This is a genomic window from Cryobacterium sp. Hh7 (assembly GCF_004403155.1).
GTDB lineage: Bacteria > Actinomycetota > Actinomycetes > Actinomycetales > Microbacteriaceae > Cryobacterium > Cryobacterium levicorallinum.
Genome location: NZ_SOHG01000061.1, coordinates 123,755 through 147,781, shown reverse-complemented (window position 1 = coordinate 147,781; position 24,027 = coordinate 123,755). Strand labels below are relative to the sequence as shown.

The window sequence follows — 24,027 nt, the reverse complement described above, 5'->3', positions numbered from 1 at the left end:
AAGTGGATGCAGTGGGCTGGCCGCAGCGCCACCAAGTCCACCGTGTGACTCCGGGCCCGGGCGCCGAACAGGAAGAAGGAGGCTACCTGCAACGTAACGGGATTCCGGGGCGGGGACGTATACTCGGGTTCTAGACTAAAAGTAACCACTTCGGGGGAGGTCCGTGTGGCAACCTTGACCGAAATTCTGATTCTCCACGGGCTGCTCCCTATCGAAGTGCTTGACACGCTCATGGCCGGGGACCCGGCAGATGAGAGCGCGGTCCGGGCGCTGGTCGAGCGCGGCGTCATCACCGAGCTGCAGTTCGCCAAGGCGCGGGCCGAGCAGGCCAACCTGCCGTTCGTTGAACTTCTTGATTACCCCGTTGATCGCTTGGCGGTTGCGCTCGTCACGCCGTCGATCTGCCGACGCCATGACGTGCTGCCGATCGCGATTATCGAGGGCCGTCTCCTACTCGCGATGGTCGACCCCGGTAACGTCTTTGCCCTCGACGATGTGCGTGATGCTTCACGGATGCAGGTCAAGCAGGTCGTCGCGGAACGTGCGGATTTGCTTGCCGCCATTGGCCGTTACCACCGGGCCGACGACGAGCTCACCAATCTGACGACGACCCTCGAGGAGGAGAACGCGCCCACGGAGTCCGCCGCGTTCGGTGTCTCGGATTCCCTCGATGATGACGCCCCAATTGTTCGTTTCGTCAACCTGCTCGTCAGCCAGGCCATCCAGGACCGGGCATCGGATATCCACATCGAACCCGCAGAGCACAGCCTCGGCGTGCGGTACCGCATCGACGGAGTGCTGCACGCGATGCAGCGTGCACCCAAAAGCATTCAGAACGGTGTTATCTCCCGGCTCAAGATCATGAGCGACATTGATATCTCGGAGCGCCGCAAACCGCAGGACGGACGCATGTCCGTGAGCCACGGCGGCCGCAAGATCGACCTGCGGGTTGCCACGCTCCCCACGGTCTGGGGCGAGAAGATCGTCATGCGAATTCTCGACAACTCCAGCACCAAGCTGAGCCTGCGCGACCTTAACTTGCTCGAGGGAAACTTCAACGCCTATAAGACGGCATACTCCAAGCCCTACGGCATGATCCTCGTGACCGGGCCGACCGGTTCAGGCAAGTCCACCACGCTGTACACGACCCTGAATTCTGTCGCCCGCACCGAGATCAACGTGATCACCGTCGAAGACCCGGTCGAATACCGGATGGAGGGCATCAACCAGGTGCAGGTGAACCCAAAAGCCGGGCTCACCTTCGCCAGTGCGCTGCGGTCCATCCTGCGCTCCGACCCCGACGTCGTTCTGATCGGTGAGATCCGGGACCACGAGACCGCGCTTATCGCGATCGAGGCGGCACTCACCGGCCACCTCGTGTTATCGACCCTGCATACCAATAGTGCGCCGAGTGCGATCACGCGGCTCACCGAGATGGGCATTGAGCCGTTCCTTGTCGGTTCCGCACTGGATTGTGTCGTCGCCCAGCGGCTCGCGCGCAGGCTGTGTGACCGCTGCAAGCTGCCCGACAACCGCGAGGTGGAAGAGCTGGTGTTGCTGAACTTCGCCGTCGATCCTGATTTGCCGGCACCGGTGATCTTCCGGCCCGTCGGCTGTGCCAGTTGTTCCAAGACGGGGTACCGGGGGCGCATTGCCGTTCACGAGGTCATGACGGTGTCCGAAGAGATCGAACGACTCACGGTGGGCCGTGCATCGAGCGCGGAGATCTTAAGAGAGGCGAAAGAGCAGGGCATGATCACCCTGCGAGAAGACGGTTGGGCCAAGGTGTTGCTGGGCCTCACGTCGATTGAGGAAATTCTCCGAGTGGTGGCTTAGAACGTAAAGGACTGGCAGCATGAATAATCCGATCTATGAGATTCCGGTGGCGGCTCCCGGCTTTGGTCCAACGGCAATGAGCCGAGCGGATGCCGATCAGTCCGCTGGCACCCCTGGTCCCGCTGGCTTGGCCGAGCCGGACTACCTGACCGCTCCGATCGTGTCCACCGAGGGAGTCTTTGTTGACGCCGGTGATTCCGCCGCGCTCACGCGCGGGGTAGCAGGGCAGGAACCCGATCCGGATCTCCTGAACGCGCTCATGACCGTGCTCGACCTCAATGCCTCCGACCTTCACATCACGGTGGGGGCGCAGCCGTGCATTCGCGTCGACGGCGGGCTACGCCCGGTCGCAGGCTCTACAAAGTGGTTGCGGGACAAGGTGACGTCCGCGCTCTTCAGCCTGCTGACGCCAACGCAGCGCGAAGAGTTCGAACGGGAGCTTGAACTCGACTTCGCCTTCACGGCGGGCGGCGCGAGATTTCGGGTGAATTACTACCAGCAGCGCAATTCGGTGGGAGGGGCCTTCCGCCTCATTCCGCGGGAAATCAAGCAGCTGTCCGAACTTGGGGTGCCCGAGTCCGTCGCGAAATTCGCTCAGTTGCCGCGCGGACTCGTGCTCGTGACCGGACCGACTGGATCCGGCAAATCCACGACGCTCGCCGCCCTGATCGACCTCGTCAATCGCACGCGTGCCGACCACATCGTCACGGTCGAAGACCCGATCGAGTTTCTGCACCGGCACCAAAAGTCGCTCGTGAATCAGCGCGAAGTCGGTCACGACACGCACAGCTTCGCCGCCGCGCTCAAGCATGTACTGAGGCAGGACCCAGACGTGATCCTGATCGGAGAACTGCGTGACCTGGAAACCGTGTCGGTCGCCCTGACGGCGGCCGAGACGGGACACCTGGTGTTTGCAACGCTGCACACACAGGACGCCGCGCAGACCATCGACCGGGTGATCGACGTCTTCCCGCCCTATCAGCAAGGACAGGTGCGGGCCCAGCTCGCGGCCACCCTGCAGGGAGTCATCTGCCAGACCCTCGTAAAAAAGGTCGGTGGTGGTCGCGTGGTGGCCACGGAGGTGCTCGTGGCGACCTCAGCCATCGCAAACCTCATTCGAGAGGGCAAGACCTACCAGATCTCCTCTGCCATGCAGGCGGGGCGGGCGCTCGGTATGCACACGATGGACCAGCACCTGGCCGCCCTCGTCAATGCCGGCAGCATTACCCGGCAGTCCGCGGAAGAAAAAGCCCAGGACTTCGAGGGCCTGGCTCAGCTCATCGCGCATTCCGGTGGCGGCAGCAGTTCGCTCGATACGACCATGTCGGCCGGGGGAATCGACTTCGGCGACTCGTTCTCACCCCGAAAGAAGTAGCGCCATGCCCACCACCCTCGCGTATGCCTACAAGGGGCGTAACGCTGCCGGAAAGGTCGTGAAGGGGCGAATCGATGCCGCCTCGGAGAGCGTCGCCATGACTCGCTTGCGCAACATGGGAGTCTCCCCGATCTCCGTCGCCGAGGTCGTGGTTGGCACCGGACTGAGTCGAGAGATCAGTATTCCCGGGTTCGCCAAGCATCCGGGGCTCAAAGACCTTGCCGTGATGAGCCGCCAGATGGCCACCATGACCTCCGCCGGGCTTTCCCTGTTGCGCACGCTCAATATCTTGTCGATGCAGACCGAGAACAAGGAACTCGCAAAGATCCTCACGAGCGTTCGTAACGATGTGGAAACGGGCGTCTCCCTGTCGGAAGCCATGATCAAACACGCGAACGTGTTCCCTCCCATCATGATCAATCTGATCAGGGCGGGAGAGACCGGTGGATTCCTTGAAAATTCCCTCAACTCGGTAGCAGAAAACTTTGAATCGGAGGGCAAGCTGCGCGACACGATTAAGTCGGCGATGGCCTACCCCACGATCGTGCTCGTTATGGCGGTCGTGGCCGTTGTCGGCATGCTCACCTTCATCGTGCCGGTGTTCGAGAAGATGTTCGCCGGGTTCGGTGGCCAGCTTCCCCTCCCGACCCAGATTCTCGTCGTGCTCTCCCAAGTCATGGTGTGGCTGCTGCCGCTACTCGTCGTGGGGGGAATCGTCTTTTCGGTGTGGTGGCGCAAGAACAAAAACACCGAGACCGTGCGCAAAATTATTGACCCGATCAAGCTCAAGGTGCCTGTTTTCGGGCCGCTCATGACCAAGCTCGCGATCGCACGCTTCAGTCGCAACTTCTCGACCATGATCGGCGCCGGCGTGCCCATTCTGCAGTCGCTGAATATCGTGGGGGAAACCTCCGGCAACTGGGTGGTGGAATCGGCGCTCCGTAAGGTTCAGGAGTCCGTGCGGCAGGGCATGTCGATCGCGGGGCCGCTCTCGCTGGAACCGGTTTTTCCCCCTATGGTCGTGCAGATGATCGCGGTAGGCGAAGATGCCGGAGCCCTGCAGACCATGCTCGGAAAGATCGCGGACTTTTACGACCAGGAAGTGCAGTCCACGGCCGAACAGTTGACGGCACTGATCGAGCCGCTGATGATCGCGTTCATCGGAATTGTGATCGGCGGCATGATCGTGGCGCTGTACATGCCCATGTTTTCAATTTTTGAATATATCAAGTGACATTTCGCCCCTGAACTGGGGATTGATAATTCAGATTTTTTACTTTTTTTTGCGCAATCCACGTAGGCTCAAATCAAGCTTGCGAAGGCCTTCCTCGCCAGTGCTCAGAGAAGGACCCATCATGATCAACAGCCTTACCGGACCACTTGCCCGCAAGCGAGCAGCCCTGAACAAAGAAGACCACGGGTTCACCCTCATCGAACTCCTCGTGGTAGTCATCATCATCGGAATTCTGGCCGCAATCGCCATTCCGATCTTTCTGAGCCAGCAGAACCAGGCCAAGGATTCCGCCGCCAAATCAGACCTTGGCAATGCCAAAGTTGCCTACGTGAGTTTGTTGATCGACACTCCCGCCGGAACTACGACCATTGGCGCGCTCACCCCTTATGGCTTTACCCCGACAATTCCCGCGAGCGTCTCCATCCCGGTCGGCGGCACGAACTTCTGTATCCAGGCTACGAGCGCCTCAACCAAGATCTTCAGCATCACCAATGCCGGTGGTGTCGTCGCAGGTGCTTGCGCCCCCTAGGGTGCAACGGAGTGCCGCCGAGCTGTTGCCCCGGCCGAAGTTGAGTACGGTGGGGGCGCCAAGAACGGTGGGGCATCGCGAACGCGACGCCCCACCGTTTCATTCTCCGATCTCTGAAACGTCGTTCCAAAGGAGGGGCCATGAACGACCGCCAGCGGGAGACTCCCCGGGCAACGGAAGCGGGTTTCGGCCTCATCGAGATTGCAGTCTCCATGTTCCTGCTCGGGCTACTGGCCGTGGCCCTGTTGCCGTTCCTGGTGCAGGGCGTCACTCAGTCAGCGGCTAACGGAACGCTCGCGGCGGCCACCCAACTCCTGAACAAGGAGATGGAGAACGCGCGGGCCCAAACCACCTGCACCGCCCTGACCGCAGCCACCTTCTCCGTGGTCGATCCGCGTGGCGTGACTCTTCAGGTAGCTCGGACGGTCGGCGGTGCCTGTCCTGCCTCGGCGTCTTCGTACCCGATAACGGCTCCCATGGCTGTCACGGTCGTGCGAACCGATACCGGTGTCGTGCTGGCGTCGGCCAAGACCTTGATTTTTGTGGCGGTGAAATGACATGTTCCTCGAACAAGACGACGATCCGGAGCGGGGCTACACGCTCGTCGAACTGATCGTCTACAGCAGTCTGCTGATCGTCGTCGTCGCCGTCGTCGCCGGACTGTTCGTCAGCGGTCTGACCGCAACCGAGCGCGTGCAAACCGTGACGGCTGCGACCACATCGGGGCAAGTGGTGGCGGATTCAATCGAGACCAACGTGCGCAATTCCACCGATTTTCTCTTGACGACCCCGGCGGGTACCGACCAATTCCTCGTCGCCCGCACCGTGAATCGAGACTCAACCTTGTCGTGGCATTGCGTCGCTTGGTATTACTCGGCGGCCGGCAATGGCAGCATCTATTCCAAGCGATCCAGTGTTGCCATTCTCCTGCCCACGCCGATTGAACTCCAGGATTGGACGCTCGTGCAGGAAGGGATCGCACCCGTAGCTGGGACGAATATTTTTTCTGCAAGCGGACAGCAGCTCACCGTGAATTTCGCGAGCCTCGCCGGTGACCACCCGTCGGTCGTGATCTCAAGCTCCGCAACCAGTCGGGCCGGAGCATCGGGGGGCCTGACATGTTTCTAGATCGCGGCGTCGCCTCGCTGCGCGGCTGTCCGGAGCGCGGGGCTGCGCTGGCCTCCGTGCTGGGTGTGATGGCGGTTGGTTTGCTGTTCGCCTCGCTCATCACGGCCGCTGTTGTGGGCGCCTATGGAGTGAGTTCGTCTACTCGGTCCGGGGTTCAGTCCGGTGCGGCAGCGGATGCTGGCGTTGCGGCGGCACGCCAGGGTCTCTACGTCGTCGGCAACTGCGCCGGGCAAGCCGTTCCGGGAACTTACGCTTCTGCGGTGGCTCCCCGGTACAGCGCGAAAATCGAGTATTTCGGGGGCAGCACCTGGATTGCGGGGTGTCCGCCCGTGACGGCAACCGAGGTGCGGATCACCTCGCTCGGAACGGCCCAAACTGCGGGCGTCAACGGTGCCACGGAAGGCAACGTGACGAAGGTCGAGGCGATCCTGAAGTACCTCGTGCCCGGGATCGAGCCGAGCGGCGTTGCGCTCTACCTGTATCGGGGCGGCACTGTGGAGTCCAACTCGAGCTTCGATTTGACGGAATCACCTGGGGCCGGTCTCATGGTCAAAAACGGCAACTTTGATTGCGCGAAGAACAACACCGTGATCAACGGGAGTGTTCTCGTGACGGGAAACCTGACGTTCACGGGATCATGCACGGTTAACGGGACTGCCTGGGTGTCGGGCGCGGCGACTCTCGGCTCGGGGAGGATCAGCGACAACCTGACGGCTGGCACAGTGAGTCCCAACCCGCCCGGGACTCGCGTCGGCGGCACGTACACTCACTCCGCGATCATTCCCGAGGTGCCGCCGTGGACAGAGGTGGCGTACGCCCCCGCCGCCTGGGTGGATTCCACCGGCACACCCTATGAGGTGAGAACCCTGGGCGCCTGCGCCCTGCCCAACGGAAACCTCGGCGGAACCAGTGCGGGCAAGCCGGTTATCATCAATGCGCTCGACTGTGCGCTGGGACCGACGGCGTCCCACAACACCACCGTCACGCTCACCAGCGATGTGGTGATTTTCGCGAACAAGTTCGATTTCTCCGGGGTCAACGCGCTGCAGTTTTCCTCGTCGACGAGTGCCGTGCACAAGATCTGGTTCATCACGCCGGATCAGCTTTCCAACGAACAACCCACCTGCACGGCGCCAACACAGGGAAACTTCACCGTGAAGAACGGTTTCTCGATCAACAGTCCGGTCGAGGCGCTGCTCTACACGCCGTGCGCCTTCGACGGTGCCAATGGCTTCAGCTGGCGCGGGCAAGTGATCGCGGGAAACTACAGCTCGGCCAAGAACAACCCCACCTTCACCTTTGTGCCGCTCGGTCTGCCGGGAGTGGACCTCGAAACCGGCAGCGCGACACCCACCATCACAAACCCGCAACCGGGATCGGTCGTGTCGAACAGGGAAGTGGCCGACTGATGCACACGGCAGCGATACACGCGGCAGCAATAGGCACAGGAGCCCAGCCATGACGGACAGCGTCGTCGGAATCGATATCGGCACGTCCGGCTTGCGCGGCGTGGAGGTGCGCGACGCCGACAAGGCCCGTCCCGTGCTCATGCGCTACCACCAGATTGCGCTGCCGGCGGGAGCAGTGAACCGCGGAGAGGTCGCTGAGCCAAATACCGTAGCGGCCGCGCTGAAGACCCTGTGGTCGGCGGGCGGTTTTAAGAGCAAGAATGTGGTGCTCGGAATCGGTAATCATCGCGCGCTCGCGCGAGACCTCGCGGTGCCCAAGACGAGTATGAAACGCATCCGCGAAACCCTGCCCTTCCTCGTTGCAGACATGTTGCCCGTACCCGTAGCGGAGGCCCTGCTCGATTTCTACGCGATCAACGAGAGTGCGGGTGAGAACGGCCCCGAGATCAACGGCCTGTTGATCGTTGCGGTCAAGGAGGGGGTGCAGGGCAATATCGCCGCTGTGCAACTGGCCGGCCTGACCGCAGTCGAAGTCGACCTCATCCCCTTCGCGGTCAGCCGAGCCGTGTGTCGGGGGACAACGTTCGACGGCGCGGTTGCCCTCATCGATGTCGGTCAGGCAACCACGAGCATTGTGATCACGCTCGCCGGAGTTCCGCAGTTTGTGCGGCTCATCCCAGCGGGCGGGGGAGACCTCACCCAGGCACTGGTGCTGGGCTTGTCCGTCGACGCGCCCACAGCAGAATTAGTGAAACGCGAGCACGGACTTGCCGAGGCATCCACGACGAACCACGCTGTCGAGGCGACCATCATTGCCGAGGCGACGAGCGACCTGCTCAACAGCCTCCGCAATACCGTCAACTACTTTTCACACACCAGGCCGCACATCCCCGTGACTGGAATTGTGCTCTTGGGAGGTGGCTCCCAGCTGGACGGATTCGCGCAGGCGCTCAGTGCGCTGACTCGATTGCCCATCCTGCCGGCAGATCCGTTCGCGTCGGTTGCGCTCGCCAGAGGCATAGATCCCGCAGCCCTGCAGCTCACGAATGGTGCCTTCACCGTGGCACTCGGCCTCGCACTGGGGAGCACAGCATGACCAGCAAGAAGCCGACGGATGAACTCGTTCTCGGGGCGGAACCCCGCATGGACCTGCTTCCGCCCGAAGTTCGTCTGCTCAAGAAGGTCAAGGCTACCCGGCGACGCCTCGGAGGCGTCTTGCTGGCGGTGCTGGTACTCGTTGGGGCGGGGGTCGGAGCATCCAGCTGGTACGCCCTGCAGAGCCAGGCCGAACTTGCCGCTGCGCGGGAACGCACCACGGAGCTGCTGGCCAGCCAATCGAAGTATTCCGAGGTTCAGAAGGTGCAGGCCGCTCTCGACACAACACTGGTCGCGCGGCAATTCGGAGCATCCACTGAAATTGATTGGAAGGCCTACCTCGCCCAGGTGCTGGCACTCGTGCCGAGCACCGTGACCGTTGACACGCTCTCGATCGACTCAGCATCGCCCCTGGTTCCCTACGAGCAGGCGGCGTCTCCCCTGCTGAACGCCCGGGTGGCGACGATCAGGATACTTTTCACGAGCCCCGATGCCACGAGCGTGCCGGCGTGGCTGGAGCGCATGTCGACGCTGCCCGGCTATGCGGATTCCCTGCCGGCCGCGATCACCCGGACGGATACCGGTCTCTACACCGTTGACTTCGTGCTGCACGTCAATGAGGGCGCGTTTTCGGGACGCTTCGCCACTGCGGAGGGGAAGTGATCATGGACAAGAACAGGCTCTGGGTGATCGGCGCCCTGCTGGTGATCGGCGCTATCGTGGGCCTCGGGTGGCTTCTCGGGATTTCGCCCAAACTGAGCGAGGTTCGGTTGGCGGAGGCCGATCGTGACACGACGCTGGCGCAAAATGCCGCTTATGAGCTACAGGTGCTTGCCCTCAAGAAGCAGTTCGAGAACATCGACGAGCTCACGGATGACCTGTCCGCAATTCAACTGGCCGTTCCCAGCTCTGCCGAGATTCCAGCGCTGATTGACGAGTTCAATGCGATCGCCGCGGGCAGCCAGGTCGTGATCTCCGCGTTCAGGCAGAACGACGCGCAGGCATTTGACCCGGCGTTGCTCGTCGTGGCGGCACCCACAGCAGCGGCGCCCCCGTCGGCGCCTACCTCGGAGGCAACACCGAGTCCGGCGCCGAGCGAAGCTGCCGACGCTGCCACCGAGGCGGCGACTGCTGCCGGCGCGGTTCCAGCCGCAGGGGTTGACCCCCGCCTCACTCCGGCGAATTTCATTGCCATCCCGCTCAGCATCACCGTTACCGGTCGATACGACAGTGTGCTCGATTTCGTTTCGGGCATTCAGCACGGCCGGAGGCTCGTCCTGATCAACGCCCTCTCCACGGTGCCGACCGTCGACGTCGCGGTAGTGAGCGGCACGGTCACGGGCACGATTACCGCCCTTGTCTACGTTCTCCTCGATCCGAACACGGAGACGCAGACAGCCCAATAATGGGATTTCCCTACCCCAACCCCAATTCGCCGCTCTCAGTCGGGCGAAACCAGGGCGGGCTGGGCCGCGAGAGGTAGTAGCCCTGGCCGTAGTGGCAGCCCATCTCGCGGAGCAGGTCGCGTTGACCGGCCGTCTCGATCCCCTCGGCGATAACGTCGAGGTGCACCACGTCGGCGAGGCGCACCCCGAGCTGTCGTAGCTCGGCAAACGTCGCGGCGGCCGGGCCAATGGCATCGAGCAGTGCGCTTTCGGTCAGTTCCAGGCAGCGTTGCGCTGGCGAAAGCCCCCATACCTGCAGGGCTTGCCGCACCGCGGCACCAAAATCGTCGCGGGTGAACTGACGGGCCGACACGTTGACGTTGACGGTCACCTGGTTGAGGGTCGTTGCCGCGAGGGAGGCTTGGTAGAACAGGCCGGTGACCCGGGTATGCTCGTGGATCTCGGCGACGCTGACGTTGACACAGTTCTAGCCGATGCCACGCAGCGCCCGCTCTGAGCGCTGGTGCGTGTACTGGTCAGCCGACGGGCTGACGTTTGCACCGTGATCCGCTGACTTGCCCGGCTTGAAAATATTCTCGATGGGCCGGTCGAGCACTCCGTGGGCCGGCCCGGCCAGCTCGAACAGCCATTGTGACCCTCCACGACGTAACCGTTGAGGGTCGCAATGGCCGTTCCCAGGGGAGACGACTCGAAAGCCGCCTCAAACCGGGCATGGGTAGCGGATGCTTCCTGCTCGGCTACGCGCACGGCCCGCTCGGCCGTCAACCGCTCCACGTCGTCGGGATGGATGGTGACCGCCCAGCCCGAACCCAGGGACTGGTCAAGTCGCAGGCCACTGAGCGCGTGCCATTGGTCGTTCGCCGTCAGCAGACCGCCGCTGGCGTCGAGCTCGACGATGCCAACGGGGGCGAGTCGCACGAGCGCGTAGAGCTGCGTGGCGGTGTTAGCCAATTCGCCGGTTCGCTCTGTCGCGTTTGATTGCGTTAGGTCGTCAGCGGAACAATCGCGGAGTCGATCAAGGTCGCGCAGCCGCACTGCCGCGGCCCAGCTCATTCCGCAGCCGAGAATCGTCATGGTCATAAGGAGGAGCGCAACACCGACGTTAATGTCGTACAGGTTCGCCTGCTGTCCCCACAGCTGCCCGAGCACGAGCACGATCGGCCCGCTGACGAAGAAGGGGATGGCCCAGCGCAACAGGGTTTCGGTGCTTCCGCGATCCGTGAGCAGGCCGACGGGGCTGTCCGGATGGCGGTGAAGCATCAGGAATGGACCCAAAACGATCGGGCAAATAAAGGTTTGCGGGTCCATGGCGGCGAACCTGTCGAGTGCGAACACCGCGACGGTCCGGTCTACTTCAACCGCTCGCCGCGGGTGGAAGGGCGCTACGCCGGTCAGGAATTCGCACCGCCCGAGGTGCCGACCGAGAAGGACGACCAGCCGTTTCCCTGGCTGGCCATGGTGGCGCCGGTGCTGCTCGGTGTGAGCATGTGGCTCATTTTCGACCGCCCGGCGGCGCTGCTGTTCGTGCTGATGAGCCCGATGATGCTCATCGGCAACTTCTTCATGAACCGCTCGAAGGACCAACGTCTGGTCAAGCGCTCGATCGGCCGGTTCGACACCCGTCTGGCAGCCTTGAGCGCGCAGCTGCTCACCGAACGCACGCTGGAGCAGCAGGCCCGACTCGGCGAATCGCCGTCGACCGTCGAAGCGCTGACGGAGTCGCTCGAGCGCGGACCGCTCAGGTGGACCCGACGGCCCGAGCACTGGTCCTTCCCCGGTGAGACCATAACGGATGTCGCGGTCGAGTCGGTCGACTCCGCCACGGCCCTGCACTTCGCGCGCCGCCTGGCCCCGGTCATCGACGCCGGTGCGCTCATCGCTGACTCGAGCGACCTGCCGCGCTCGGTGTCGATGGTCACCCTGCGCGGCCATGATCTGGAGAGCGTCTCCCTGCGCACCCTGCGCACCCTGCGCACCCTGCGCACCCTGCGCACCCTGCGCACCCTGCGCACCCTGCGCACCCTGGCGATCGCGGCCGGTCGCACGAGCGCCGGCGGGCCCGTCGCGGTTTATGGCCTCGACTTCGCCGCCGGCAGCCTCCGCAGGCTCGAACCGCTGCCGCACGTGGGCAGCATGATCGGCGGCGGCGGCGACATTGAACGCATCAATCGCCTGTTCGGACTGCTCAAGGCCGAACTTGAAGCGCGCGGCAACCGCTTTGTCGAGGCCACCGCGTCAACGATCGCCGAGTACCGCGCGCTGGCGAGCCGCCCCAACGAGCCGCCCCAACGAGCCGCGCATTCTGCTGCTCATCGACGGGTTCGCGGCCTTTCGGGAAGACTGGGAGGTCGCGAGTGGCCGGTCGAACTGGTACGACGTGTTCCGCAGCATCCTCTCGGATGGTCGTCAGCTGGGCGTCCACGTGGCTTTTACCGCCGACCTGGCCAGCCCGCGCATGGCGCTCGTCGTCGAAAACCTCGCGGACTTTCTGCAGACCCCGGCCGATGCCGCGCTGGTTGAGCTCATCAAACAGGTCATGCGCAGTGACCATTTTCTGGTCGCCGATGGTGAAACCGCGTCGTGGAACTCGTCCTGGCCAGTGTTCGCCGAGATGAAGTATTCCAGGCGCGGCCTGCTGCTGCAGCCCGACACCATCCAGGGCGACATTCTGCTCAACACTCCGCTGCCGCGACTGAACCGGGCCGAATTTCCGCCCGGCCGCGGCATGATGGTGGCCGGCGGCAAAGTTCTGCGGGTGCAGCTTCCGCTCGTGGAATAGCGGCAATTGCCTTCCCGGGGTTTTTGGATGCTGTATTGACCATCAGTATTGACAATCATCCCTCGCCACTCCTTCTCCTCCTCCCCCTCCGGGGACTGGCTGCTAGAACGGTTGAGAGGGGTGTGTCTCAGTAACGGTGTTTCCGGCGTTTTTCATTAGTAGGATTCTGCGTTCGGCCAGCGGTCGTGGAAGGTGATGGCGAAGGCGTTGAGAGCGGGCTTCCACCTCATTGTCCATCGAGCTCGGCCCTCACCGGTGGGATCGAGACTTCGCGTGACCAGATACAAGCATTTTAGAGCGGCCTGCTCCGTGGGGAAATGCCCTCGAGCACGCACCGCACGACGGTACCGGGCATTGAGTGACTCGATCGCATTCGTGGAGCAGATCACCTGGCGGATCTCGGGGTCGTAGGACAAGAACGGGGTGAACTCTTCCCATGCCGACTCCCACAACCGGATGATCGCACCGTATTTCTTCCCCCAGCTCTCGGATAGATCATCGAGAGCTGCTCGTGCGGCGTCAACGGTCGGAGCGGTGTAGATCGGTTTCACGGCTCGTTTCATCGCATCCCAATCCTTCTTCGAGGACAGTTTGAACGTGTTCCGAATGAGGTGAATGATGCACGTCTGCACCGTCGTCAACGGCCACACGTTCCCGACAACCTCCGGGAGCCCTTTCAACCCGTCACAGACCAGGAAGAACGTGTCGGTGACGCCACGGTTTTTGATGTCGGTCAGGACAGACATCCAGAACTTGGCGCCCTCACCGCCGGTGCCGGCCCACAACCCGAGAATGTCCTTATCACCGTCCAGAGTCACGCCGATGGCCGCATAGATGGGCCGGTTGGCGACCTGCCCATCCCGGATCTTCACCACGATCGCGTCGATGAAGATCGCCGCGTAGACGCCGTTCAACGGGCGGGACTGCCACGTTTGCATCTCCTCGATCACTTTGTCCGTGATCCGAGAGATCGTCTCTTTGGAGACCTGCGCGCCGTAGATCTGGTTGAAGTGCGCGCTGATCTCCCCGGTCGTGAGGCCGCGGGCATACAATGACAGCACAATCTCATCAACCCCGGTCAAACGGCGTTGTCGTTTCGCCACGATCACCGGAGTGAACGTGGCGTCCCGGTCACGAGGCACCTGAATGGTCACCGGCCCCGTCGAGGGGCTGATCACCGTTTTGGGCCGGGTCCCGTTGCGCACGTTGGATTCGTCACGCTCGTCCGGGGCACGGTTTTTCTCATGACCGAGATGCTCAGTCATTTCCTCGTTCAGCGCCGTCTCTAGGAACGTTTTCGTGAACTGGCCCAGCAGGCCGTCCGGACCGTCCAGAGCCAGGCCCTGCTCCTTGGCCAGGCGCACCCATTCCTTCGCAGCCACCGCCTCACGAGTGGGCTCAGATTTCGTCTTCTTCGTCACAGCATCAAGTGTCGTCATCACGGCACCTTTCCCGCCAGACCCAAGTCCGGCGCGTCAGGCCGGAAACACCGTTTAAGAGACAGTCCCGTTGAGAGTTGGTGTCGTCGGTGTTCCACGCGGCGTTCCAGGTGGTGTTCCAGGGGTCACTCAGGGGTTCGTCTGGTGGGGATGGTGCCTGTGGTGGCGTTTCGGTTTGTTGCAGGTGCGGACGGATGCGGGTGGCGGGGTCGGTGGCGTAGTGTTTGCCGGCGGGGCTGGTCCAGTGGACGGTGCCGTCGGGATCGGCGACGGCTTTCCAATCGGAGAAGTGCTTCAGGTTGTGGTGGGCGGGAGAGAGGAAGTGGAGGTTGGTGGCGGTGGTGGGGCCGCCGAATTGTTTATCGATGGTGTGGTCGAGGTCGGCGTGGCCGGCGGAGCGGTTGCAGCCGGGGAACCGGCAGGTTCCATCGCGTAGTCGGAGGTATTTCTTCAGCGCCGCGGGCACGCGGAACGGGGTGGAGCTGACGTCGAGGACGATGCCGGTGTGCGGGTGAGTGAGGACGCGCAGAAAACTCGTCGCCGTCCCAGCCAGCCGGCGGGCCGTCTCCGGGTCGATCGGGCCGTAGCCTTCGAGCTCGGCGGGTTCCTCAGTCACACCCATCAGGGTGAGGACCGGGACGGTGATGTTGACGTTGGCGGTGAGGCCGGCGCCGAGACCTGTGCCGGTGACGCCCTGCTGGAGCAGGTCAATGGCGACGTCGGCGCGGAGTTGGCTGAGGGTGCGGGGCTCATCCGGGCCCTGCAGACTGATCGCCGCATCGGTGACCCGAGTATAGATACTCTGCACGTCATCGCCCGCCGCCCGTAACCACAGGGTGGCCATGCCGTCCTGGTCGGGGAAGAACTGCACCTTGCGGTCGGCCAGGCACCGGGTGCGGCGAACGGTGATGCTGTCAGGGTGGAACCGCTCCCGCAGTTTGCGGGCCTTGCCGTCGAACTGCGCCGGAGTGAGTTTACGAGCGTGCGGCAGCAACACCGCCTCCAACTCGGCGCGGGCGGGCTGCGGGACGGAATCGAGCTGGTCGAGCACCTGGCGGGCGTGCCGCAGGGAGATCTCCCCAGTGCGGAGAGCGGTCAGGGTCTCAGGCCGGGACTCGACCAGCACCCGGCTCTTGCGGCTGCCCGGTCTCGGCACTGTTAGTGGTGTAATCCCACGCCTCCGTCAAGACCTCGGCCTTACTCGCCTGCGCCCAAGCGATGACTTTCTCGAGGTACAGCACCCGGTCGACGAACTGCGCCTGGTGCCGCTGGAACGGACTCAGCACCTCTGCGGGACTACCAGGGTCCAGACCGGGTTGGTCAGCGTCAGCCGGGTCAGCGTCAGCGCGATCAGCCTCAGCACGGTCAGTGCACCGCTCGTCAGCGGTGCATCCGTCAGTGGTGCATTCGTCCGGGATGAAATCGACCGGGAGGAAATTGTCCGCGAGGTAGTTCGTATACAGGAACTCCTCGCGGAGGTCCTCATCGAAGAGGTGCTCGGGCGGCACCGCGGCGAACACCTCGGTCAGATCGAGGCCGGCCGGAATGGTCGGGCAATCAATCAGCTCCGGGCGGCCAACCGCGGGGCTCACTGGCGCCGGGCTCACTAGTGCCGGGTTGACCGGTTCCAGATCGACCGGGTCGGTGACCTCGTACGGGGCGAATTCTCCGAGCCCCTCGGCAATTTCACACCGCCAATCGGCCTGGCACTGCGCCCAGAACACCTCGAACTCGGCGCGCTCTTCGGGTGTGGACGGCGGGTAGCCGTGAGCCGCGAAGAACGGATCGACACGGCCCGGCTGGGGAATATCGCCGCTCTGGCTCATAGAAGAAGTGTACCAAAACCATGCGCCAGAGTCGAGGGTTTCTCAGATATGTTTGGATGTCTGTACGAATATGCATTCGGGCAGACCGCGCGTTCTCGAGACCGGCTCAGCCCAGTCCATGGCGGTCTCGGCAAGCTCGACCAACGGAAGCGGGCGGGTCTCGCAGGTAGCCAGCACCCCGACTTCGTGCAGCTAGCGTCCAGTGCGGGCAGTGGACGGTGAGTGCACCCCTATTCGACCCGTCCGGGGTATTGCCATTAGGTCAGGACCACACGCACCCTCCGGGCTCAAACAAGTGGGGGGACACCTTGGCCAATCGCAATGTGACCTAGTCCGACATGACGGATGCCGCTGGTCGACTCATTTCCGGCAAGGAAGACCTCATCACCAAGCTGACCGAGCTGCAGACGCTCGTGAACAATCTGGTCGGTTCTCGCTTCGTGACGGACTCGGCTTCGGGTGCCTTCCGGACCGCGTATGACTCGTTCACGCAGGGCGCGACCCGTCGCGGTCAACGGCCTCGACGGCCTCGACGGCATGAGTCAGTTCCTCACCGCCGCCGCCGCCGACGCACGCGGCAACGCGGACACCGAGCTCGGCAACGGTATCCGCGGCTAGCGCCCGGTCAAGCGTTCTGTGGCCCCCACCGCGCTCACATTTTGCACCCCCATTGTGGGGGTGTACCATGTCCCCTTGTGGGTGTCGGGATCGGGCGCCGTGGTTAAGCTTGAACCTTAGACCAGCACAAGGTTGCACGACAGAAACAACGCAGGTCGGGGGGAGCAATGGGCAGGCGACTTCCCTCTGTTCCGCCCATTTTGTCGGGATACAGCTACGTGCGCCCGCTCGGCACCGGCGGATTCGCCGACGTCTTTCTGTTCGAACAGAACATGCCGCGCCGCTCCGTGGCCGTCAAAGTGCTGCTGCGGGACATCGTCGACGATGACGTATTGCGCTCATTCAACGCCGAAGCCGATGTCATGGCCAGGCTCAGCTCGCATCCGTCTATTCTCACCGTCTACAACGCGAGCATCTCGGCCGACGGCCGCCCCTATCTCGTGATGGAATTCTGCCCTGGCTCATACGCCTCGCGTGAGCGCGCTGCGCCGCTGCCCCTGGCGACGGTGCTGGGCGTCGCAGTCAAAATCGCCTGCGCCCTCGAAACCGCACACCGCTCCAAGGTGCTGCACCGAGACATCAAACCGTCCAACATTCTCACCACGACCTTCGGCGGTCCGGTGCTCGGTGACTTCGGTATCGCCGCTTCCCTGGCCGGTGGCGGCCCGGGCGAACTGTTCGCCATGTCGCTGCCGTGGAGCGCCCCAGAAGTTGTCGACGAGCGCACGACCGGTACCGTCGCCACCGAAGTCTGGTCGTTCGGCGCCACCCTCTACTCTCTACTGGCCGATCGGGCCCCGTTCGACCTGCCCGCCGGATCCGCCGGATCGCGCGCACAACTGAAACAACGCATCAGCCGGGCCAAATACACGAGCATCGGGCGAGCGGATGTTCCCCCCGCCCTCGAAACCATCCTCGCCCGTATGATGAGTCGCGACCCGGCCAGCCGCCAGGCGAGCCTGCTCGAGTGCGCGCACGACCTGCAGCGGGTGCAGCGCGACCTGGGGCTGCCGATCACCGCGCTCGAAGTGGCGGACGAAGCGTGGGCATCCGCTGGCATGCCCGTCGATTTCAACAACCTGGAGGCTCGCGGCCCGGTCGTCTCCGACGTGGTCATCGCGTCGCTGCGCCCCGGCCGGGGAACCCGTCGCCCGGCCTCACAAACGCGGGAGGGCACGCTGACCGACGTTGACGGCCCCCGCCGAACGCGCCTGCGCCCGGTGGCCCTCGCCCTGCTTCTGGTCGGGGCGGTCGTCGTCGGTGGTGGCGCGACGTTCGGCGCCCTGCTTCTCGTTGGGCTGATCTAGTGGCCGGGCCGCGCACCCGCCGCCGATTCCCGGTGATATCGAAGAAGCGTCGCGGCATTATTCGCATTATGGCGGTGGCCGCGATCGGTGCGTTGCTGGCCACGGTGGCCATCGTCGTCGACGGTTTCGATGTAAAGCAGACTCCGGTGCACGCGAGCTCGATCTGGGCGCTGCAGAGCGGCGACGGCAACCGGTACGCCCGCATCAACACCGACCTGCTCGAACTGGACACCGTGAAAACCGTGCCGGCGCCGAGCGAATTGGTGCAGACCGACGCGACCGTGCTGCTCTACGCGCAGAACAACGAAAAAGTCGTCGACGTGAGCCTCGCCGCGCCGATCGACCTCGGCGACGACGCCGCCGACTACGACGTGACCCCGGCCGGTACCCGCACCGTCGTCTCATCGGGGGCCTGGGTTGGCTACCTCACGACCACCGGAGCGGTGTTCGCCGGGGCGGTCGGCGCGGCCGAATCCCCGCGCCCGGTCAACCCCTACGCCGACGACGAAGTCATCGAGGGCGAAACCGCCCGCTCCTACGTCTCCGACGCCGTCGCGATCACCCCCGACGGCGTGCTCTACAGCTACTCCAGCGCGGCCAACAGCGTGCTGCGCTATTCCATAGTGGACGACGAAATTCTGGGTGATGACACCGTCACCGACGGTCCGACCGAGCCAGGCACCCAGCTGAGCGTCGTCGGCGATACCTGGGCGCTGCTCAGCGTGGCCGGCGACGAACTCTGGCTGGCCGGCCAGGACGAACCGGTCGAGACGAATCTGAGCGAGCTGGCCGTGCTGCAGCGCCCGAGCAGTACCGACGACCTGCGGGGTTCCGACGGCGTGCTCGTGGCCGACCAGACCGGCCTGGTTTCCTTTGCGCTGGCTGACGGTGCCCGCACCGAACTGGTCGGCGATTTTGAGACTGTGCTCGGGGTCCCGGCCGTACCGACCCCTTTTAATGGCGAGCGCTACGCGGCCTGGCTGCCGTCCTCCGGCACCGGCGGCACCCTGTTCAGCGAAAGCGCCGGCGAAACGACGCTCAGCTACGGCACGGCCACACCGAACGGGGACGCAGCCCCCGCGTTTCGGTCCAACGACTCCCTCATGATTCTCAACGACTCCCGGAGCGGATGGGTGTGGACCGTTCCGGGCGGTGCCCTGGTCGAGAGTTCCCAGGACTGGACCCTCGCCGCGGCTGAAGAACCGCAGCGCCAGGACGACGTGGAGGAAGCCTCTGAGGTTGTCGAGCCCAAGGCTCCCGTGGCGGTTGCCGATGCCTTCGGGGTACGCAGCGACCAACTCACCCTGCTTCCTGTGCTGCTCAACGACCACGACGCCAACGACGACGTGCTCACCGTGCTGCCAGCCGCGGTGGCCGGGCTTGACCCTTCCTGGGGCACCGTCAGCGTCACCGACTCGAACCAGGCCATCGCAGTGCAGGTCGCCGCCGGCGCTCGCGGCTCGGCCACGTTCAGCTACGCCGTCACCGACGGTTCCCGCGCAGACGGACTCAACTCGCCGGCCACGACGGTCACCCTGACCGTGCACGGCGACGACGTGAATGCCGCGCCGGTATGGTGCGGCACCGAGGGCTGCCTGCAAGACTGGCCGAGCCCCGAGGTGCAACCCGGCGGTACGGTCACCGTTCCGGTGCTGCCCGGCTGGGTCGATCCCGACGGGGATCCGATTTTCGTCGCATCCGTTGTGAACACGACCGACGTCGGCTCGGTCAGCGTGACGCCGGCCGGGGTGCTCGTCTACAAGCACCCCAACGCGACCGACCAGACCGCGCAATCGGCAACCATTCTGGTGAGCGTCTCCGACATTCACGGTGCCACGGCCGAGAAGGTGCTCACGATCGCGGTCACGCCGACCCCGCAGCTCACGGCCCTACCGTTCGCACTGCTCGCCTCGGTGAACGAACGCCTCACGGTCAGCCCGGCCGAGTACGTCTCCGGCGCAGCCGGCCTGTACCGCATCAATTCGGCGACCACCCCGACCAGCTCCGAGGGATCCACGGTCGGCGTCACCGCCAACGGAACCTCCTTCGACTTCGTCGCCACTATGCCAGGCAACTACACGGTCAGCCTCACCATCGCCGACGACGCCAGCGAAGTCGTCTCTTTCGTGCGCATTTCGGTGGTGTCAGCGGATGCGCAGGCACTCACCACCTCCCCGGTGACCGTTTTCGTGCGGCCCAAGGCGGACACGAGCGTCGACGTCTTCACCGCCGTCTCCAACCCGGCCGGGCGGGTGCTGCTGCTCGGCGAAGCTATCCCCGACACCGTGTTCGGGGCGTCGCTCAGCGTCGACGTGGTCGGCCAGAACGTGTTGCGCGTGCGCGGCTCGACCGCCGACGAACAGCCGGGCAAGCTCGGCATCGTGCGCTACACCGTCTCTGACGGCACCGAAAACCCGCTGTACACCGTGCGCGGCGAGGCCACCGTCTACCTGCTTCCGGCGTCAGTGACGCAGGCACCGATCGCCAGGAACGACAGCGTGTCGGTGCGGGTCGGCGCGCAGATTGACATTCCCGTGCTCGCCAACGACGTCGCGCCCGACGGCAATATCGTGATGCTCAACGCCAAATCGGTGCAGAACAGAAGCGATCGGGGTCTCGCCTTCGCGGTCGGCGCCGAGCTGCGCTACCTCGCGCCGGACCAGCCGGGCAGCTATGAACTCGGCTACAGCGTCTATGTTGCCGGCGCCCCCGAATTGATCGACTCGGCCGTCGTCTCGATCGAGGTGCTCGCCGAGGGCGACAACACCGCCCCACAGCCGCACACCCTCTACGGCCGCGTGCTGTCGGGGGAGAGCATCGAGATTCCCTTCGACAGCTTCGGCCTCGACCCGGATGGCGACACCGTCGTACTCGACCGGGTACTGACCCAACCGGCGCGCGGAACCGCCGGGGTCAACGCCACCGGCGACGCCATTGTCTATTCGAGCCCGCTCGACTACCACGGCGCCATCGAATTCCAATACCGGGTGCGCGATGCCAGCGGCGCCACCGGCATCGCCCTGGTGCGCATCGGTGTGCTCGACCAGCGCTCCAACCCGAGCCCGATCACGTTCAGTGACTACGTCGAGGTGCAGGTCGGTGCCGACAACCTGGTGATCGTGCGCCCGGCCGCCAACGACGTGGAACCCGGAGGCGGACGACTCACCCTGACCGGCGTCACGCCCGACGCCACGGCCGGCTCGCTCGAATACGATGCCCTGCAGCAGCGCATCGAGCAGGTCAGCGACAACCAGGTGGTCTTCACCGCCGGCGACGAGCCCGGACTGCTCACCTTCGTCTACTCCGTCGCCAACGAGAACGAAGACGTCGGCCAGGGCCTCATCGTTGTGAAGGTGGTGCGCGCCTCCGTTCCTGACTTTCCCATCGTCATCGACACGACCGTCGCTCTCGACGACCGCGACTCGTTCCCGACAGGCATCGACGTCGTGACCGGCAAAGTCTCCTGGAACTCTGGCGACGTCGGGGGCCTGACCCTCGCACTGTGGGGCGACCACCCCGGCCTCACGGTCTCCGGCTGGAAGATCAGCGGCGAGGTTCCCGACGAGGGACTCCTCGCCCCGTTCTCGCTGACCGGCCTCAATTTTCAGGGTGTCGAAGTCACCACCTACGGGTTCCTGCGCATTCCTTCAGCGGATGCCATCATCCTCGCGCTCAAAAAGGGCAACGTGGAGCAGAACGTTCGGGAAGACGCCTCCGTCAGCTTCGACCTGGCCAGCCTGGTGTCGATTCCGGCCGGGACCGAGCTGCAACTGGAGCGCGCCGGCATCCGTTCGTCTGGGGAACGCGTGAACGCGAGCTGCACTTTCGAGGGCGGAACGAGCGTCACCTACACGGCCGGATCTGATGCCCCCTGGAGCGACTCGTGCACCGTGCCGGTGCGCATCGACGGCCAGGAGGATTACACCCAGCTGGTCGTGCCGATCGTCGTTGAACCGCTTGACCCGCAGCCGACCCTGCGCCCGGCGGCACTGACCCAAAGCCCGGGCGCCGACGACATTCGTTACGACCTCAGCCACATGGTCGACTGGCAGGGTAAGGGAGCGGTACCGGCGCTGACCTTCGCGACCGAGATCGTCTCCGACCAGTTCACCGTGACGCAGGACGGTGCCATTCTCACGATCTCCGTCGCGGACAACGCCGTGGCCGGCCGTGAGGCGGCCGTGACGGTGAGCCTCGCCAGCCACCGCGACGCCGAGCCGGCCCTGCTCGCGCTCAAAGTCGGCCCGGCGCCGAGCGAGCTGCCCAAGGGCGGTACGGTGGCACGGACCTGTTCGCAGTCCTCCGGCTCGAGCTGCTCGATCGCCGTCGTCGGCGTGGCCGGCGAGGTCAACCTGTACCGCAACACGTCGCTCGTACTGGTGTCGGTCGCGGCGCCGAGCACCTGCGTCGGCGTCTCCTTCGCGGTGGAGAACACCCGCAGCGTGCGGGCCTCCTGGTCTGGTGATACCGCCGGCGGGGTCTGCGAGGCCAGTTTTGTGGTGCGCGACGCGCAGGGCAAGCTCAGCGCCGGCAGCCGCAACGGGTCGATCACGGTCGACCTGCAGGGGTACCCCAAGGTGCCGAACGCGGTCACCCAGATCGCCTACGGCGACGAGTCGATCACCCTGTCCGTCAGCCCCGGCGGCGCGAACTCCACCTACCCGAAGCTCACGGGATTCACCCTGTACCGCAATGGGGCTTCGGTCGGTCGCTGTGATGTTTCGGGCGACTGCGGTGTGATTCGAACGACCGAAAACGGTCTGAAGGACCGCTACGAGGCCAAGGCCGTGAACGCCGTCGGCGAATCTCGCAGTGCGGTCAGCGTTACGGCCTGGTCCTATGACACCCCCGGCATGGGAACGCTCACGGCTGAGCCGGTCTTCGACGAGGATGTGACGAGCGCCGGCACCGGCGCTGTGGCCGTGACCATCGAAAACAATGACCGGTCCACCAATCGGTACAGCGTCAACGGGGTCGAACAACGAGTCGCTTCGCCCGGTCTCGGAACGACCGAGCTCACCCTCGCACTCGAGGTCGGCGACCAGAACATCACCGTGACCCCGCTGAGCCGCCACGAGCAGCCCGCCGGAACCGGCCCGACCGAGGAGACGACGTCGCAGACGGTGCTCGTGGCCGGATCGCCCGCCATCACCAGTGCCGGTGTGCTGAGCTCGCAGAACCGGTCGATCACCGTGGCCCAAGCGCGCTTCGAGAAGAACTTCAGCACCCTGCCGGAAGAATTTCTCTACGTCGCCTCACTCACCGAGGGCGCGACCTGCCGACTCACCGCGACCGGTCTGACCTCGGCCGGCGCCGCAGCCACTTCGAAAGACCGCGAAATCGACGGTCTGACCAAACACACGGAATATTTCGTGACGGTCTGCTACTCCAACGGCTACGGGGTCGCCACGGCCACTGCCGATTCGATCACCACCTGGGAGCAGCCGCCCGCCCCGGGCAACGGGGAATACACCTACGGCCTGGCGGCGCCGGTTGACGGCCAGTACCTCATCACCGCTCCCACATCGTCGACGACCGCGCCGAGCGATTTCGTGGTCGACTTCGAAAACTTCGACGTCGTCAGGGGCTCGACGGTGTTCGGCGCCGACCCGCGTATTCGCGTACGGTACTGCACCGAGGCCGATTTCACCCTGTGCAGCGATTGGTCGACGGTGGAAGCAGCCGACGCCGCGCGCGCCTGGCAGGTCAGGTTCGCGGTGAACGGCCTCGACAACAGTGGCTGCGTCATCGGCGGTACGCTCGCCGTCGCGGTCGACGCAACGGACACCGGCCTCGCCGAGGGGGTGGTCACCGTTGCGCAGTACGACGTCACCAACCCCCCCAACGGTGGCCGAATGTGGGTGAACGGCGACCAGAATGTGCCCCTGGACGCCGCCCAGACCAGAAACGTGAACTGGACCCTGAGCTGGACCGCCCCCGAAACCTCGGGTCTGGAAATCGTCTCAGGTACCACGACGACCACCGCCGTCGCGTGCACCGCGGCGACCACCACAACACCGTGACAGCAATAAACCGTGACACTGAA

General features: G+C 64.4%; 20 protein-coding genes. 15 read left to right on the top strand and 5 right to left on the bottom strand.

Going from position 1 to position 24,027, the window contains the following annotated elements:
* Nucleotides 1-165: 165 nt before the first annotated feature.
* The 10 genes from E3T43_RS16260 (at nucleotide 166) to E3T43_RS16215 (ending at nucleotide 10,012) form a co-directional block, all read left to right on the top strand.
* Complete coding sequence (locus tag E3T43_RS16260; RefSeq protein ID WP_134442829.1) at nucleotides 166-1,836, top strand: GspE/PulE family protein; 1,671 nt, start codon at nucleotides 166-168, stop codon at nucleotides 1,834-1,836.
* Nucleotides 1,837-1,855: 19 nt separating this feature from the next.
* Entirely contained in the window at nucleotides 1,856-3,211 is a 1,356-nt protein-coding gene (locus tag E3T43_RS16255; RefSeq protein WP_304999043.1) for a type IV pilus twitching motility protein PilT, read from the top strand.
* Nucleotides 3,212-3,215: 4 nt separating this feature from the next.
* A complete protein-coding gene (locus E3T43_RS16250; RefSeq protein WP_104131535.1) occupies nucleotides 3,216-4,445 on the top strand; it encodes a type II secretion system F family protein in 1,230 nt (409 codons plus the stop codon).
* Between the two features lie 121 nt (nucleotides 4,446-4,566).
* Nucleotides 4,567-4,974: a type IV pilin protein gene (locus E3T43_RS19590; RefSeq protein ID WP_134442828.1), complete on the top strand. Its 408-nt coding sequence runs from the start codon at nucleotides 4,567-4,569 to the stop codon at nucleotides 4,972-4,974.
* A 140-nt stretch (nucleotides 4,975-5,114) separates the two neighbouring features.
* On the top strand, nucleotides 5,115-5,531 hold the full coding sequence (locus tag E3T43_RS16240) for a hypothetical protein (RefSeq protein ID WP_134473170.1): 417 nt from the start codon (nucleotides 5,115-5,117) through the stop codon (nucleotides 5,529-5,531).
* Nucleotide 5,532: 1 nt separating this feature from the next.
* Entirely contained in the window at nucleotides 5,533-6,102 is a 570-nt protein-coding gene (locus E3T43_RS16235) for a hypothetical protein (protein WP_134473169.1), read from the top strand.
* Nucleotides 6,093-7,511: a hypothetical protein gene (locus E3T43_RS16230; RefSeq protein ID WP_104131539.1), complete on the top strand. Its 1,419-nt coding sequence runs from the start codon at nucleotides 6,093-6,095 to the stop codon at nucleotides 7,509-7,511. The genes E3T43_RS16235 and E3T43_RS16230 overlap by 10 nt, the downstream gene beginning before the upstream one ends.
* Before the next feature lie 49 nt (nucleotides 7,512-7,560).
* Nucleotides 7,561-8,607 (top strand): type IV pilus assembly protein PilM, encoded by a 1,047-nt coding sequence (gene pilM / locus E3T43_RS16225; RefSeq protein ID WP_134473168.1) that lies wholly within the window; start codon nucleotides 7,561-7,563, stop codon nucleotides 8,605-8,607.
* Nucleotides 8,604-9,269 carry a hypothetical protein gene (locus E3T43_RS16220; RefSeq protein ID WP_134442823.1) on the top strand — a complete coding sequence of 222 codons (666 nt, stop codon included), beginning with the start codon at nucleotides 8,604-8,606 and terminating at the stop codon, nucleotides 9,267-9,269. The genes pilM and E3T43_RS16220 overlap by 4 nt, the downstream gene beginning before the upstream one ends.
* Nucleotides 9,270-9,271: 2 nt before the next feature.
* The gene (locus E3T43_RS16215) at nucleotides 9,272-10,012 is read left to right on the top strand and encodes a type 4a pilus biogenesis protein PilO (RefSeq protein ID WP_134473167.1); all 741 of its coding nucleotides are present in this window, start codon (nucleotides 9,272-9,274) and stop codon (nucleotides 10,010-10,012) included.
* 10 nt (nucleotides 10,013-10,022) lie between these two features.
* On the opposite strand, the gene E3T43_RS16210 is transcribed toward E3T43_RS16215, so the two are convergent.
* Together E3T43_RS16210 and E3T43_RS16205 are read right to left on the bottom strand one after the other, a co-directional pair.
* Nucleotides 10,023-10,382 (bottom strand): EAL domain-containing protein, encoded by a 360-nt coding sequence (locus E3T43_RS16210; RefSeq protein WP_166791359.1) that lies wholly within the window; start codon nucleotides 10,380-10,382, stop codon nucleotides 10,023-10,025.
* Entirely contained in the window at nucleotides 10,379-11,272 is an 894-nt protein-coding gene (locus tag E3T43_RS16205) for a PAS domain-containing protein (protein ID WP_166791358.1), read from the bottom strand. The genes E3T43_RS16210 and E3T43_RS16205 overlap by 4 nt, the downstream gene beginning before the upstream one ends.
* On the opposite strand from E3T43_RS16205, the gene E3T43_RS16200 reads away from it, so the two are divergent.
* Together E3T43_RS16200 and E3T43_RS16195 are read left to right on the top strand one after the other, a co-directional pair.
* On the top strand, nucleotides 11,258-12,532 hold the full coding sequence (locus tag E3T43_RS16200) for an FtsK/SpoIIIE domain-containing protein (protein WP_166791357.1): 1,275 nt from the start codon (nucleotides 11,258-11,260) through the stop codon (nucleotides 12,530-12,532). The two genes, E3T43_RS16205 and E3T43_RS16200, sit on opposite strands and share 15 nt — an antisense overlap.
* On the top strand, nucleotides 12,435-12,791 hold the full coding sequence (locus E3T43_RS16195) for a hypothetical protein (RefSeq protein ID WP_134442818.1): 357 nt from the start codon (nucleotides 12,435-12,437) through the stop codon (nucleotides 12,789-12,791). Before E3T43_RS16200 ends, E3T43_RS16195 begins: the two co-directional genes overlap by 98 nt.
* 155 nt (nucleotides 12,792-12,946) lie before the next feature.
* On the opposite strand, the gene E3T43_RS16190 is transcribed toward E3T43_RS16195, so the two are convergent.
* The 3 genes from E3T43_RS16190 to E3T43_RS16180 are packed head-to-tail and all read right to left on the bottom strand — an operon-like array spanning nucleotide 12,947 to nucleotide 16,056.
* Entirely contained in the window at nucleotides 12,947-14,233 is a 1,287-nt protein-coding gene (locus E3T43_RS16190; protein WP_134442731.1) for an IS256 family transposase, read from the bottom strand.
* The gene (locus E3T43_RS16185) at nucleotides 14,217-15,386 is read right to left on the bottom strand and encodes an HNH endonuclease signature motif containing protein (protein ID WP_134473163.1); all 1,170 of its coding nucleotides are present in this window, start codon (nucleotides 15,384-15,386) and stop codon (nucleotides 14,217-14,219) included. Before E3T43_RS16185 ends, E3T43_RS16190 begins: the two co-directional genes overlap by 17 nt.
* Entirely contained in the window at nucleotides 15,334-16,056 is a 723-nt protein-coding gene (locus tag E3T43_RS16180) for a hypothetical protein (protein ID WP_134473162.1), read from the bottom strand. Before E3T43_RS16180 ends, E3T43_RS16185 begins: the two co-directional genes overlap by 53 nt.
* A 477-nt stretch (nucleotides 16,057-16,533) precedes the next feature.
* Here E3T43_RS16180 and E3T43_RS19370 point away from each other — a divergent pair, with 477 nt between their 5' ends.
* The 3 genes from E3T43_RS19370 to E3T43_RS16165 all read left to right on the top strand — a co-directional run bounded on the left by E3T43_RS19370 (nucleotide 16,534) and on the right by E3T43_RS16165 (nucleotide 24,004).
* Nucleotides 16,534-16,674: a hypothetical protein gene (locus E3T43_RS19370; protein ID WP_241979041.1), complete on the top strand. Its 141-nt coding sequence runs from the start codon at nucleotides 16,534-16,536 to the stop codon at nucleotides 16,672-16,674.
* Between the two features lie 167 nt (nucleotides 16,675-16,841).
* A complete protein-coding gene (locus E3T43_RS16170; protein WP_134473161.1) occupies nucleotides 16,842-17,981 on the top strand; it encodes a serine/threonine-protein kinase in 1,140 nt (379 codons plus the stop codon).
* Nucleotides 17,981-24,004 carry an Ig-like domain-containing protein gene (locus E3T43_RS16165; RefSeq protein ID WP_134473160.1) on the top strand — a complete coding sequence of 2,008 codons (6,024 nt, stop codon included), beginning with the start codon at nucleotides 17,981-17,983 and terminating at the stop codon, nucleotides 24,002-24,004. The genes E3T43_RS16170 and E3T43_RS16165 overlap by 1 nt, the downstream gene beginning before the upstream one ends.
* The last annotated feature ends 23 nt before the right edge of the window (nucleotides 24,005-24,027 follow it).